Origin of the sequence: Kribbella caucasensis (assembly GCF_004361855.1) — a bacterium.
Lineage (GTDB): Bacteria > Actinomycetota > Actinomycetes > Propionibacteriales > Kribbellaceae > Kribbella > Kribbella caucasensis.
The window spans coordinates 23,842-38,228 of record NZ_SNWQ01000041.1; the positions used below are offsets into that span (position 1 = coordinate 23,842).

Consider the following 14,387-nt stretch of genomic DNA (forward strand, 5'->3'; position numbering starts at 1 on the left):
GGACCTCCATGTGCAGGTCGCTCCCCCACTCGAGGAACTCGCGCAGCACGTAGTCGATCCACACCTGCTGTCCGGCCTCAACATCGTCCTGCCATGCTGCGTGCTCGATGCGCAGGCGTTCCCGCTGCTTCGCGTCGACCGAGTCGAGGCTCGGCCATACCCGACGCAGTACAGGGATGCTGAGGAACGGCCCGGAGATCTCCACCAGGGACAGCCAGTCGCGATGTTCCTGCGCACTATCCGGTGCGTGCCCGCGGCGTCGAGAAGGTGCCGGGCTCATCGGATTGCCTCCCGCCGGGGTACGACGAACACGACGGCCACCGGGAACTGGTGCCACTGGGTGTCCCGATATCGATCCGCGACCAGTCCGAGCTCGCGATCGCGTGTCTCGTTGATGCCGGCCAGCTTCGTCTCCCACGACGCACGGTCGCGGCGGTACTGCGCAAGCTCCTCCGGACTCTTCAGATCCATCGCGGTGATCAGCATGCCGTCGTCATCGTCCTCTTGGGCGAGTTTGTCTCGCAACGTTGCGGCGAACTGGTCCAGGTTCGCAATGATTCGCGCTTCCTCGGATTCCTTCCGTTGCGCGAGCTGGCGGTCCAGCGATTCCTGTCTGGCGCGCGCCCGCCAATCGATCGCGGCGAGCAAGCCGTCACGGATCCGTGGCCAGCGCTCGGCGATCCGGGCCTGCACGAGATTGGATGCCGCGACGCCCTCGGACAGTGCCCGGTCCAGCAGATCGCCGAGTGTGCTGAGATTCTCGAGTCGCCGGAACCGCCCGCTCTGCGGTACCCATCCGCCGGCGTACAGCACCTCCTCATGGAGTCGGACGCCGTCGGCGCCGACGAGAACGAACCGCGAGTACGCGCCGACGAGGACGTCTTCGAGTCCAGGATCGTCGCTGACCACGGCCGTCACCCGATGCAGGCCGACCTCGGGGCTCGACACCGCGGCCCGCAGCAACCGGGTCGACATAGCGACCAACGGGTGGTTGAGGTGCGCGAGTACGACGTCGTCGCGTCCGCTCGCCGCGTCGCCATCAAAGGTGATCGGGAGCTGTCGTGGATCCTCTCCAGGCCGGTCGAGCTTCTCGAACAGTCCAACGGTTGCCCGCTGCCACGATCCCGTCAGCGGCGGTACGTCGTACAGGCCCTCGGCGAGTGCCTTCTCGTCAAGATGCGACGTCAGCGGCTGCTGCCGGGCTAACCCAAGCGCGGTATCGACGACACGCTTGACGCTGCCCGGTGTGATGTTGAGTTCGTGTGTGGTCTGTTCGATCCGATCGCGAAGTCGGCGGACCTGCTCGCGAACGCCGGACGTTGCCTCAGCCGGCAGGTCGCGTTCGGTGGGCTTGCGCAGCTTCTCGACGTCGACATCCACCCGTTGACCGAGCATCCGCCGCTGCACCGCGTCGGCCAGCACGCTGTTGACGGCGCCGAGGTCCTCCTCCATCCGGGCCACCTTGTTCGCCACCCGGGACAGGAACTCCAGATCCGCCTCGTACGAGTCGACGGCGCGATCCCAACCGGTGCCGACGAAGTGCCGGATGTCCGGCGCCTGGGTCTGCCCGTACCGGTCGACCCGGCCGATCCGCTGCTCGAGCTTGTTCGGGTTGAAGGGGATGTCGTAGTTCACCAGCCGGTGACAGTGGTTCTGCAGGTCAATGCCCTCGCTGGCTGCATCGGTCGCGAGCAAGATACGTACCGGGTGCTCGGCGGGCTCCCGCTGGAACGCCAGCCGCAACCGCTCGCGCTCGTCGGCCGGCATGCCACCATGCAGGAGCTCGAGGCGGTCACCGCCGAGCCCCTCCTGCCGGAGGATGTTCGCCAGCCAGCGTTGAGTGTCGCGGTACTCGGTGAACACCACCACGCGCTCGTTCGACCAGTGCTTGCCATCGGGACGGCAGACCGCGTTGAGGTACTTGACCAGCTCTCGGGCCTTCGCATCCGGACGTGCCTCCTGAGCCATGGCCCAGGTCTCGATCTGCTTCAGCAGATTCGCCTCGGCGTCGTCAGGCGATGGCTGGAGCGGCTGCGAGCGGCCGATCGCGTCGTCCTCGGCGTCGGCGAGCTCCTCGTCGTCATATGTCGCAGTGACCTCGAAGAACTCGTCCATCCACTCCGGAACCTCGTCGCCCGCGATCAGATGCCGGGTGCCTCGCTTGGTCTGGAGCGTCTCGATGTACACCCCGACGGTGTGTGCGAGTGCGGCCGGACTGGAGAACATCCGCTTCTTCAGCAGCAGCGTCACCAAGTCGGTCGCCTTGCGCCCACCCCGAGTGGCGACACGCTGCCGCCGTACCCGGGTGAAGTCGGTCAGCAACCCGTGGATCTCACGCTCGCTCTCCGGGTACTCGACCGGGATTGCCGTCGCGACGCGCTCGACGAACCGCGGCTTCCCCTGGGCATTGACGATGTCGCGCTTGAGACGTCGTACGACGGACTCCCGGACCGCTCGCCGGTCCGGTTCGACGCCGCGCGCGAAGCGCTGATCATCGAGAATCTCGAGCAATGCGGTGAACGATTCCTGGTACCCGTTGTGCGGCGTAGCTGACAGGAACAGCCGGTGGGTGAAGTGTGGGGCCAGCCAGCGGATCAGCTTCGTCTGCTGCGAGTCCACGGCGTACCGCTGTTTCGGCGCGGCGGGTGCGACGTGGTGCGCCTCGTCCAGCACGAGCAAGTCGAACGTCCGCGGGTACGACGGTCCCTCCGCTGGCACCACTTCGCGGAGGAGTCGTTGCGCCTTGGCACCCCTCAACCACGGCAGACTGACAATGGTGAGCGGGTAGATGTGGAACGGGTTGGCCGCGCTGCCGTAAGTACGGCGAACCTCCGCGCACTGTTCGGAGTCGATGATGGTGAAGTCGAGGCCGAACTTCTCCGCCAGCTCGTCGCGCCACTTCAAAGTGAGGCCGGCGGGACAGACGATCATCACGCGCCGGGCGCGGTGCCTGAGCATCAGCTCGAGGGCAACGAGTCCCGCCTCGATGGTCTTTCCGAGGCCGACGTCATCGGCGAGCAGTAGATTCACGCGAGGGGCGTCGACTGCGCGGGCTACCGGCTCCAGCTGATAGTCCTCGATCGCCACGCCCGACCGGAAGGGCGCCTGGAGCAGCCGCGTGTCGGCCGAAGTCACCGCGGACCAGCGCACTGCGTCGAGGAAGGCTGCCAGTCGCTCCGGTGGATCCATGCGCCGTGCGGCGACATCAGGCAGCGAGCCGCTAGGCAGTACACGACGCCCGGGTTCCACCTCCCAGACGACTTCGAGCGTATCGCCGTAGCGGCCATCCTCGGTGCTCTGCAGCGTGACAAGAGTGCAGGACTCTCCGCTGTCCAGGTCACCGACGATCCACCGCTGCCCCCGAACCTCTACCAACGCGCCGACCGACAGGTCGTCCGGTTTCGCCGCCTGGACGGATACTCCGCCGTTCCCCATTCCATACCCTCCATGTCGTCCCCACCCAAAGACACCGACAACCCCGCAGTCTTCCAGGCAACCGTCACGCTGTGTCCCCGGGCGGTCGGTTGTGCTCAGGTCGTTACGCGTCGATCAGTCTGTGGCTATCTTACACCAGAAAGCTTCTTGTGAACTGAGTTCACATATGCTTCACTGGTGAACCATTGGGGAGGAGCGGTCGAGCCGGCGTTGGTGGGCTACGTCGGCTCGACCTGGCTCTCCGCCCCGCTGTTCGCCGAGCAGCGGAATCTTTCAGATGGGGGAAGTTCGATGGTTCAGCAGTACGCGTCGCAACCACCTGCGCGGAAGCGCCGCAGGTGGCCGCTGGTTCTGGGCGTGCTCGGGGTGGTGTTCTTCGCCGGCGTGGGTGGGTGCGCCGCCATCCTGGGATCGGTGGGGAACGAGGTCGACAAGGCGGTTCAACAACAGAACGACCGTGGCGCACCTCGCGCTGTAACCCTCGGGAAGGCCTTCACCATCGGCAACCACGAGACGCTCGCCGGCTGGAAGGTCACCAACGAAGCGGGAATGTTCAGTGTCGCCGCGAAGGTGCGCAACGTCAGTGACACGACCTCGACCGCCTTCTTACACGTCAAGTTGCTGTCCGCGGCCGGCGAGGTGCTAGGGAACGTCCAGTGCAACAGCGGCGACCTCGAACCCGGTCAGACCGAGACCCTGAACTGTATTCCCGACGGCAGCTTCGGCACGTTCCAGAAGCTCACCGCCGAAGCGACTTTCTAGCGGCAACCACCATAGCGATCGGTTTGGCCGGTCACCCGTCTGCCGGCCCTGGCGCCGGCGCCGGCGCTGGAGGAAACATGAACGACATCAGCCACAGCGTTCGAGTCCAACTGCAATGCGCCGGCCACTCCCACGAGCTCTGTGTAACGGTCGGCCGCGGCGTGCCGCCGCGCCTGCGTTGCGAGGCCGGCCAGGGACCGGGGTACGGAACCGGCGGCGGTGGTGGCTGCCGGATCCCTCCGGACCTCGCCGAGCAGGTCAGCCGTCAACTGAGGGATTCACTTCAGGACTGCATCCGTCGCGGCTACGTCCTGATCCAAGCCTGACGGGAGGCTGGTCTGACCGGGTGTAACGATAGAGGTGCTGGGGCGATCATCATGATGTGGTGCGCCGTGCGTGCGGCGGCTACGCCTCAAGTCCACTCCGACAAACGTGGTCCGCGGCTGTGCCTTGTCGGGGGCGGCGGCTACGGTGTGGTGAGCGCTGCCGGGGGTGATCAAGCTGGGGGGACATGGTGGAGGTAGACGGCGTCACTCTGTCCGTTGCGGACGGGTCTTTGAACGATCGAGCCGCAAGAATCTTCGAGTTCCTTGTTCAGCTGCAGCGCCTGCGGACAAGGGTGGTGCGTTCGGTCGACGCCTACCGTTCGGTGGTCTGGTTCGGGCAGCTGCCGACGGTCGACGGTTTGCAGTTCGGGCCAGAGACTGCCGACCCGGGCGTCTGGCTGACGATCGACCGTGTCGAGCGAGTACCGCCTCCTTCGCCACCTGATCTGCTCAGGCCGTGGATCACCGAGCGGTCACTACGTGACTCCTCGCAGACGCTGCCGTCGTTGAGTGATGTCGCGGCTCGCGCTGTTCAGGTCCTCAGCCCGGAAGGCGATCTGGAGATCGGCACCGAGGAACTCCTGCTGGTGGATCATCCCGAGGTGGCGGACGCCTTGAGGGAGTGGGCCCCCGCCTGGCAGGAATGGGCGGCAGAGGACCAGCCGCGAGCGGCCGTCGGCGACGCGTACCACCGGCTGTACGCGATCTACCAGGACTCGAGGGCGCTGGCCGAAACCTACGAGGTAATTCTCGGCTTCGGGTGCCTCGTCACCAGATCCGGCGGCCAGGATGTCCGCCGGCATCTGGTCACGATGGCCGCGACAGTTGAGCTCGATCTCGAGTCCGGACGCTTGGCTGTGGTGCCGTCCCCCGACGCGCGGCCGCCAGCCCTCGAGGAGGACATGCTGGGCCCCCAGGACACAGCGTCTGACCAGCTTCGCCAAGCCATCCGAGCTGGCCTCGAGAACCTCGGCGACCCTTGGGCCGACGATCCCGACGGGGTGGTCGGCCTGCTCCGGTCCTGGGTAAACGGATCCGGCCCGGACGCTGAATACGTTCCTGATATCGCTCCACCGGCCGGCTACCCCAGCCAGGACGGGCCAACAGTGACATTCGCGCCCGCCCTGATACTGCGCGAACGGACCAAGAGGTCGTTCGTCGCTGCTTGTGAGCAGATCATCGGCATGCTGCGCGCGGGGCGCGAGGTCCCGTCAGGTGTGCGGCAGTTCGCCGAGATCACAGACGGTCGTGTCTTCGATGCCGACCAGCGTTCTTGGGAACAGGCGTACACCGACGAGGAGGTGTACTTCCCGAAGGCTGCGAATGACGAACAGCGCCAGATCCGTGATCGCCTGGCCGAGCATCAGACGGTCGTAGTCCAGGGCCCGCCTGGGACAGGCAAGACCCACACAATCGCGAACCTGATTAGCGACCTTCTCGCACACGGGCAACGGGTGCTCGTCACGAGCACGACCACTCGCGCGCTGACCGTGCTCAAGGGACAGCTGCCGAGCGACATCAGCGATCTCTGCGTCAGTGTCACCGACGACGCCGTCAAGGGCCAGGCCGATCTCGAGCGTTCGGTGACGACCATTCTGGATCAGGCTGACCGATGGAACCCCAGCGTTGCGGAGCAGGAAGCTGCAGATCTCCGGCGGCGGCTGGCAGACGCCCGGGAGCGAGAGCAGGCGGCCCTGACGGAACTGCGCACGATCCGGGAGCAGGAAACGTATGTCTATGCCCCCGACATCGGCGACTACTCCGGGACTTTGCAGGAGATTGCCGTCCGCCTGGCCCAGGAGGAGAGCACGCTGGGATGGCTCGGACGTGTCGGGTCCGAAGGACTTGATCTGAGCTCGACGGACGTGATCGAGCTCCTGGACCTGTCGCGCCGCGCGACCCCTGAACTGCGCGCGTTGACCGGCACCGTTCCACACCTTGGCGAGCTCGTGCCACCGGCCGAGTTCGAGAAGCTGGCAGAGCGTCGTAATGAGTTGCAGGCGCGTGAAGCGGAGTTGGCCGAAGCTCGCGGGACCGAGGAGTTTGCAGCGCTGGCCAGAACAGTGGCGGCCGATCGCGACCAGATTCGCCAGGGGCTGGAGGACCTGATCCGTCGTCAACGGGAACTCGAGCGCCGCCAGGAGCCGTGGACTACGGCAGCATTACGGGACGTCGTTGGCGGCCGGGACTCCATGTGGCGGCAGCGTCAGGAGATGACGGCTACGGGGATCTACAACGCGCAGTCCTGGCTGACTGGTGTTGATGGAAGAGTCGTCACGGGCCTGGATGTCCTCGACCTCGGCGAGGCCGCTGGGCATGCCGCCACACTGTTTGATCACCTCAGCCAGGGTGGGAAGCTCAAGGGCGTGTTCGGGCGTCCCAGGGTCGCCAAGGCGGCTGCCCTGTTCCTCGATCACGTTCGCGTCGATGGACGCGAAATCGAAGACTTGGACCACTTGCGACCAGCGCATTCCCAAGTGATGGTCGAGAAGCTGCTGGCACCGCTGGAAGAAATGTGGGCCTCCCCGGCATCGCGCCCCCTGCCGCAAGCACAAAGGATCGCGGTACTTGCAGACGAGAACAAACTCCTCGCCGAGATCCTTACCTTCGCCGATGCAGTCGTCGCACTCGAGCGTCGCCTGCGGGTGGTACCGGCGATGCCTCTTGTGGATCTGACCAGCACGCAAGAACTCACGCGCGTTCTGCGGGTGCTGGACTCGTTGGATCTGACAACACTGCAGGAGGATGTTCGAGCTTCGGTCGACCAGACGAAGCAGACCCTGGCCGACCTGGGATCTGCACCCGGTGCTGTCGCGGCCGTCCGAGGCGCCGCGGATGCCCTCGGAGGGTGGGAACCAGACGACTATCGGGCCGCGTTTCATGTGCTGGAAGCAGCCCACGAGGCGAACTCACTTCTGGACCGTCTGGAGCAGTCACGACGAAAGGTCGCAGCGGCAGCGCCGGATCTCGCCGCACGTATCGAGCAGACAGCATCTGATCCGAGCTGGGATGAGCAGCTGCCAAGGCTGACCGAGGCGTGGGCCTGGTCCGTGTGGAACGAGCGGTTGCGTGCCAAGACCAACCCCCAGGCCGAGGAAGGATCACGGGCCTTGCTCGACGCAGCGGAAGTAGATGCGCAGGCGGCCTTGGAGCGACTCGCGACCAACAGGGGCTGGGCGCATGCACTCAGGCGGCTCACGCCGAGAGAGTCTGCTCACCTGAAGATGTACGCCCAGGCCGTGCGCAAGGCAGGCAAGGGCACGGGAAAGTACACGAACAGGTATCGCGAGGACGCCCGTAAGAGCCTCCAGGTATCTCAGAGCGCCGTCCCGGCGTGGATCATGCCGATGCACCAGGTCTTCGACACTGTGCCGATTGATCGACCGAACCTCTTCGACGTCGTCGTAGTCGACGAGGCCAGCCAGGCCGGCCTCGAAGGCCTGCTATTGTCCTGGTTGGCGCCTCGCATGGTCGTCGTAGGTGACGACAAACAGGTCAGTCCGTCGAATGTCGGGCTGAACCACGAGGCAGTATTCACTTTGCAGGACCGCTATCTGGCGTCGTTGGAGCACAGGTCTCTCTTCGGCCCACTGAACAGCTTCTTCGATCAGGCAGTCGGTCTGGCCCCGAGGATCATGCTTCGCGAGCATTTCCGCTGCATGCCTGAAATCATCGGCTTCTCCAATGAGCTCTGCTATCACGGCGCGCTGGTGCCCCTGCGACAGTACGGTGCCAACCGGCTGCCACCGCTGCGCACGACCTACGTCAAGGGTGCCGTGGTATCGGGGATCCGGGATGTGGTCAACGAACCCGAAGCCGACGAGATCGTCGCTCAGATCCAGAAGTGTTGCGCCGATCCGGCGTACGACCAGAAGTCCATGGGCGTCATCAGCCTGCTCGGACACGCGCAGGACAAACTGATCATGCAGCGGCTGGTGGACGCGTTGGGGGTACAGGTCGTCGAGGAGCGGAAACTGCGCGCCGGAAACGCCGAGGCGTTCCAGGGCGACGAGCGAGATGTCATCTTCATCTCCATGGTGTCGAGCCTGCAGTCGACAAGTGGTCCGGCCCGGATCGGAACTCTCAGCAAAGAGTCCGATCAACAGCGCCTCAACGTTGCGGCATCGCGAGCACGAGATCAGGTGTGGCTGTTCCACAGCGTTCAACCCGGCGATCTGTCCGGCAAAGACCTTCGCCAGCGGTATCTGCGCTACTTGCTCAAGCCGTGGGCCCAGCAGGATGCCCTCGACATCGGCGACGTACTGCCGGATCGCCGCCACCCGGACTTCGACAGCCTCTTCGAGCAGCGCGTCTTCCTCGCCCTTCGCGAGCGGGGATTCCGCGTCCGTCCGCAGGTCAAGGTCGGCGGGTGCCGGATCGATCTTGTTGTTGAAGGCGGAACCAAGAGACTGGCTGTCGAATGTGACGGCGATGCATTCCATGGCGGCGAAGAGGCAGGGAACGATGCCGCCCGTCAGCGGGACCTCGAACGGGTTGGCTGGACCTTCTGGCGCGTTCGGGGCAGCGTCTTCTTCCGCAACCCTGAGCAAGCTCTCGATCCACTCTGGGAATTGCTGGAGGAGCTGGGGATCCAGCCATCCTGGAAGCAGCCGACTCCCGAGGACTCGACCACAACACACGTCGAGGTGGAGGCACCGGCGGTGCCTCTCGACAGCTCGGTCGGCGACTTGTTCGATGAACCCCCGACTGAAGCTGAGGCAAGCGGATCAACTGCAACCATTCCGGCCGCCTCGGTGCAGGCTGCCATCACCCCGCCCTCGCCGGCCGACCGCAGGGTGGAGCGCTTCCGGAACGGGAAGATGCTCCTCTCATCGGCCGCGCGGACGAGAGTTCAACAGGAGGTGACAGCCATTGAACGATGGCTGGCCGACCCGCCACCTGTCCATGCTGTGGACGGACGGTCGCGCGATGTCGAGATCGCGAACCGAGAGCAACATCGTGACGACCTGGAAGCTCGGCTTCAGTACCTCGAGCGGGTGTTGTCACAGTCGATCGTGGATCCGTCGCGTCATGGCGGCATGTGGGTTACGCCTGGCTGCATCATCGGACTGCAATACCCGGGTGAGGATGACGTCGATCAGCTGTTCGTGACGATCATGCCTCACTCCGACGGAGTTCCGGCGGACACATCTCCGGTCAGTCCACTCACTGATCTCGCCCAGGCCATCGAAGACGCTGAAGTTGGAGGCGTCGTGCACTTCGACACTCCACGAGGTACCCAGCAGGCCATCGTGGTCGAGGTTCATAACTGAGCAAAGGTCGCCGCGACTTATCAACAAGCCCGGATGTCGGCTCGCCGGCGGATGCAATGACGCTCCAGATTCCCTGCAGGCGTTTGCAAGTTCGTGAGGAGGAATTAATCCATGGCAGGACGTAGGAAGCCCGGACTCTGGGTGATGGAGGGCAACTGGTCGGCATCTGTCCGCGACGTGCGCTCCGTTGAGCCTGTCCTGTCAGCGCTGCAGGGAGGCCGCCGGGCGCACCACGCCAAGCGTCACATCAACGACCCTGACGATCTTGCGCAGGCACTGAAGCAGTGGGGCCAGAGACAGCACGACATGTTCAATATCGGATATGTCGCACTGCACGGCAGTCCGGCCACAGTTCACATTGGGAGGAAGTCGCTCGACATGTGCGAGCTCGGCGAGAGGCTTCCGCCAGCGACCTTGAAGAGGAAGGCGCTCCACTTCGGATCGTGTTCAGTTCTCAACATCCATTACAAACGACGCGAGGCTCTGCGGAAGGCGCTCGGTGTGAAGGTCATCAGCGGATTCACCACTGACGTCGAGTGGTTCGAGAGTCTGGCGTTCGAACTACTGCTCTTCGACGCCTTGACCTGGTACCGGCGTCCCAGCGACGCCGAAAGCTACCTGAAGAAGACTCATTCGGCTTTCGCAAAGCGCCTCGGTTTCGTTATGGTCCGCGGGTAGCCCACCAGCCCCGTCGTGCGCCCGCCTGGCTCCAACTGTGCTCGGATGATCGCCGTGGTTGCCAGCAGCAACCAGCGCTGCAATCAAGGCCCGGGTCGAAGGACTTGATCCATCCTGCGTTGTGCTCCCATCCACTAGGGCGTCCTGCAAGACGCGTCAGGTGACCTCAACCACGAGCGCTCGATCTCACCCCTGTTGCCGGTTGAACAACAAGGGGTGTGGGCTTCTCGAATGCTCATGCGCGTCTGCTCTTGCCTGTACTGTTGTCCCGCGCCGGAGGTCTGGGGACGCCACACGTATGAGCTGCTTTGAGAGATGGCTCGGGAGTGATCTATTAGTGCCAAACTGGCGCAGCACGTTCGCAGGTATCGGGTTCACGCCGAGCGGGCCGTTTGGGGCGATGCGGGCACGGATTGAAGACCTTGAGGCTACGGTTGTGGAAGACGGGTTGGGCCGCCTCAGCTTGACATTCACTCACGTCGCGCCGCGCTCCGCGATGCAGTACGAGGTCGCTGTCCCACTCGACGTTACGGCGCAGCAGGTCGCTCAACTGCTAGTGAACGCATTCGAGCGGGCGCACCCCGAGGCACATGGGAAGACGAGGAGTCCGCATGCGGTGCCCGAGGAATACGACATGATTCGGGTTGGCGGTGCGCTCGTTAAGCGTGAGCAAGCGATCGATTGGGCCCGCGAGTACCTGACCGGACCGGCGGCTTGGGCGTACCCCGCATACGACGCCTACCAAGCACGGTCTGGACCGTACGTTATCGAGGACGCCGACCTGCTCGCGCCAGTGCTGCTCAATGTCAACCGACTCACCCTCAAGGCCTACTACGGGTTGCAGGACCAGCGAGACCGTTTGCAGGACTTGCTCGCTACGATCCCGCATGACGCCGAGTTGATCAGCGCCGAGGACGACGACCTGGAAGCAATCCGCATGCTCTTCGGAGTGCTTGACGATCCCGGGATCCCGAACGTGCGAGGGACGATCCTGGCCAAGATCCTGCACCGCAAACGGCCTGGCTTCATCCCGCTCTACGACGAGTACGTCCGCCGCTGTTACCAAGACGGCGAGCGGGCGCCAGTTCCACCTCGAGGCCGTCCGTGGGGCGAGTTCTTCGTCGCCCTCGCAATGGCCATGCGCGACGATCTGATTGATCAATACGACACCTGGTCCGAGATTGCGGACCTCGCCATCGACCCACCAATCAGCCTGCTGCGTGCCCTTGACATCGTCGCCTGGCGCGCCGGCGGCGGTTCCTCGACTGTCGAGGAACCGGACGCCTCAGCGACTTGATCCTGAAAGGCAGCTGCAGCGACGATTTGGAGATCACGCCCACTGATCGCCGCCGAGCCCTGCTCGCGGCGGTGAGCGCCGATCACCGCCTGCCAGTGGGAACCTCGCATCCTCACCAGATCGCCGAGTCACGTCCGACAAACCCGTGTCGGATCATATGGAGAGCAAGCGCATCGCCCACTCAGTCTCCCTCGTCGCGTTTCTCGTCCCTGCGCGGACGGAGCGCTCGCTCGGTGATCCGGTTGGAGAGCTTGCCCGTTGCCGATTTGGCTCGGTCGAGGGTCTCGTTGCCGAGGCGTCTGGCGGCATCGACGCCGTCTGCTCCTGTCTCGAGCGCCTTGTCCCTCGCCTCCGTGGCCGCGTCCGCCCATCGTCTCGCCTCTAATGACTGTCGGCCGCGCTCGATCCCGAGCCGCCCGTGGAAGTCAACGACGGCGTTCGCGACATGGTTGCTCGAATGCACCACATCCCGAGAGGTGGTCGGGTGCAGCAGCACCTTCGTATTGGCCGTGCCGGCGGCCGTGTCCATGCGGGCCATCAGGCGCTCGGTGCTCCGTGAGATGAGTTCCAACCGGTTGTTACGGGCAGTCCGCAGTGCGAGGCGATGCCGGTCCAGCTCCTCCGGAGACGCATCCAGCACCCGATCGAGTTCGAGCACGGCCATCGCTTCCTGCAGTTGGAAGCATCGAGCCAGGACGGCGAGCCATTCCTGGACCTTGGACTCCGCTTCCTTGGACGTCCTGGCGAGCTCACCGATCTTGGTCTCGCGCTCCATCTTCTCCGCGAGCGCGTCGAGTTGACGCAACACATACGCCTGAGTTCGTGCGATCGTCATCGTGGTGCCCTGCACCTTCGACCACGTGACCTCGGAGACCCGGCCCACCTGCTCCCGGATGGTCATGGCCTCTTCGATGACGAAGTCCACGCCGATCATGTCCGCCAACACAGCGTCCTCCTGGGCACGGAGCACGTCGTCGACCTTCTCGTCGATCGCGGCCAGATAGTCGGTGATCTCATCCATGGCCTGCTGCATCGCAAGCTGCGCCATGATCCCGGCAGCACCAGCCAAAACCGCCGGGTTGGACAGAAGCGTTCCGGGCCCCTTCACGAGTTCCACGAATCCTTTGATCTTGCCGCGATCCGTCAACACAGCACGACTGACGCCCGGGCTCGAACCTTTCATCAGGCTGTACTTGTTGAGAGCCTCGGCGGACTCCTTGGTCAGCTTCACCCAGCGACCCGAGTTGGCCGCAATCTCGGAACCGGCCTGTGCGGCTGCAGCCCCGGTACTGAAGGCAGGTCCGAGCCGATGCAGTCCGAGGTCCTTCGACGGCAGCCCCTCAGAGACGAGGAAGCGTTCGACGGCCGCCGGATCCCCGATGACCGCCAGCCCATCGCCGTCACTGATTAGCTGAATCTCGTTGTCCATCGTCGGCTCCTGAAGTCTGGGCAGGGAAAGCGGCGCTTCGCAGTTGAGGGATGGCGGAGTCGAGGTGCGTAGCGATCTCGGGCTGGGCGTCGGGGGTCTTCCAGGATGGGGCACCATACGCACACCGTCCGACGGAGGACTTTGACGTGCCCCACGCTACCTTCAATGCCCTGACCTCACGGAGTCCTGCCGCCTCGACGAGCTCGGCCTGGAAGCCATCGGCCAGCGGCGCGAGCACCTCCGCGGCTCCGCCCTCATCTTCCGCAGCCTGACGAACTACATCGCCAGATCGCTGTTCGAAGCCGGAGGTCTCAAACCCCAACGCCTCCTGGAAACTGATAGGTCGAGCAACTGAGTGCCCCGATCATGTTGGATCGGGGCACTCGTCGGTGAGTTCGGACGCGCAAGCCCGCCGCGGGCGAGGGTAACCCGTCCAAGCCACTCACCATCACTCTGTATCCACCGGCTGCGCGAGCCCCTGACCGTCGTCACTCGATGGAGCGGCCCCTGTTCTCCACCTTCGCCAGCCAACCGTCTGCGGCCATAGCGAGCTTGCGGGCTAGGGGTGGAGGAAGGCACTGGTCGCCTCTCACCTCCAAGTGCCGGACTTAGTCGCTTGGCACCGCTTTGCCGTACCGCTTGAACACAGCTTGGACCTGTGTAGACCAGAAAACGTAGGGCTCCTGAAAGTCGTACCCCAGCGCGCGAGCCATCTGGTAGAAGCCCCTGCCAGGCTCCTTGTCTCCGTGCTTGTGCGTGACAATCGCGGTCAGAGCGGGGCGGCCTTCTGCGTGCTCATCCTCGAAGACGGCACCAAGCAGATGATTCATCAGGGCTGAGTAGGGATCCAAGCGTGTTGCCTGGACTCGGCTGGCAATCTCGCCGTACCAGGTCATGCGCCGGTCGTAGGCGGCGTCGAGGATCGCCGCACGCACCTCAGCCTTGGCTGTCTCCCAATCGTCGTCGCTCAGACCGAATTGTGAACCTGACCGCTTCATGAATCCCCTCTTCAGCATGTCGGTTCACGTCATCACCTTGGACGTAGCGCCGTCAAGGTTGTGTCATGGCATTGACGGCGACGCCACATCACCGCAGTTGCGTCCAGCAGAGTGGTGTACGGCAGGCCCGGTGACGGGCGTGGCGTCGGCGCATAGAGGCGGTCATCGCGTGATCCTTTGGAAGACCTT

Annotated in this window: 8 protein-coding genes; 5 read left to right on the plus strand and 3 right to left on the minus strand. The window is 64.4% G+C overall.

Annotated elements, in window-relative coordinates; translation table 11 throughout:
- Positions 1-276: 276 nt before the first annotated feature.
- On the minus strand, positions 277-3,435 hold the full coding sequence (drmD, locus tag EV643_RS41630) for a DISARM system SNF2-like helicase DrmD (RefSeq protein WP_133805754.1): 3,159 nt from the start codon (positions 3,433-3,435) through the stop codon (positions 277-279).
- Positions 3,436-3,612: 177 nt separating this feature from the next.
- Between drmD and EV643_RS41635 the strand changes: the two genes are divergently transcribed.
- The 5 genes from EV643_RS41635 to EV643_RS41650 all read left to right on the plus strand — a co-directional run bounded on the left by EV643_RS41635 (position 3,613) and on the right by EV643_RS41650 (position 11,771).
- Positions 3,613-4,197 (plus strand): FxLYD domain-containing protein, encoded by a 585-nt coding sequence (locus EV643_RS41635; protein WP_133805755.1) that lies wholly within the window; start codon positions 3,613-3,615, stop codon positions 4,195-4,197.
- Positions 4,198-4,274: 77 nt separating this feature from the next.
- Positions 4,275-4,523: a hypothetical protein gene (locus tag EV643_RS46275; RefSeq protein WP_238166174.1), complete on the plus strand. Its 249-nt coding sequence runs from the start codon at positions 4,275-4,277 to the stop codon at positions 4,521-4,523.
- Between the two features lie 185 nt (positions 4,524-4,708).
- Positions 4,709-9,796: a PDDEXK-like endonuclease domain-containing protein gene (locus EV643_RS41640; protein ID WP_133805756.1), complete on the plus strand. Its 5,088-nt coding sequence runs from the start codon at positions 4,709-4,711 to the stop codon at positions 9,794-9,796.
- A gap of 111 nt (positions 9,797-9,907) precedes the next feature.
- A complete protein-coding gene (locus EV643_RS41645) occupies positions 9,908-10,474 on the plus strand; it encodes a DUF6642 family protein (protein ID WP_133805757.1) in 567 nt (188 codons plus the stop codon).
- Between the two features lie 337 nt (positions 10,475-10,811).
- Positions 10,812-11,771 carry a DUF6308 family protein gene (locus EV643_RS41650; RefSeq protein WP_133805758.1) on the plus strand — a complete coding sequence of 320 codons (960 nt, stop codon included), beginning with the start codon at positions 10,812-10,814 and terminating at the stop codon, positions 11,769-11,771.
- A gap of 181 nt (positions 11,772-11,952) precedes the next feature.
- Here the strand turns inward: EV643_RS41650 and EV643_RS41655 are convergent, their stop codons facing one another.
- Complete coding sequence (locus EV643_RS41655) at positions 11,953-13,200, minus strand: hypothetical protein (protein WP_133805759.1); 1,248 nt, start codon at positions 13,198-13,200, stop codon at positions 11,953-11,955.
- Between the two features lie 608 nt (positions 13,201-13,808).
- Positions 13,809-14,198, minus strand: a complete 390-nt coding sequence (locus tag EV643_RS41660; RefSeq protein WP_133805760.1) for a hypothetical protein — start codon at positions 14,196-14,198, stop codon at positions 13,809-13,811.
- Positions 14,199-14,387 lie beyond the last annotated feature (189 nt).

Excerpts from the sequence above, each read along its gene's own strand:
- drmD (WP_133805754.1), bottom strand. The coding sequence starts at position 3,435 with ATGGGGAACGGCGGAGTATCCGTCCAGGCGGCGAAACCGGACGACCTG.
- EV643_RS46275 (WP_238166174.1), top strand. The coding sequence starts at position 4,275 with ATGAACGACATCAGCCACAGCGTTCGAGTCCAACTGCAATGCGCCGGC.
- EV643_RS41640 (WP_133805756.1), top strand. The coding sequence starts at position 4,709 with ATGGTGGAGGTAGACGGCGTCACTCTGTCCGTTGCGGACGGGTCTTTG.
- EV643_RS41645 (WP_133805757.1), top strand. The coding sequence starts at position 9,908 with ATGGCAGGACGTAGGAAGCCCGGACTCTGGGTGATGGAGGGCAACTGG.
- EV643_RS41655 (WP_133805759.1), bottom strand. The coding sequence starts at position 13,200 with ATGGACAACGAGATTCAGCTAATCAGTGACGGCGATGGGCTGGCGGTC.
- EV643_RS41660 (WP_133805760.1), bottom strand. The coding sequence starts at position 14,198 with ATGAAGCGGTCAGGTTCACAATTCGGTCTGAGCGACGACGATTGGGAG.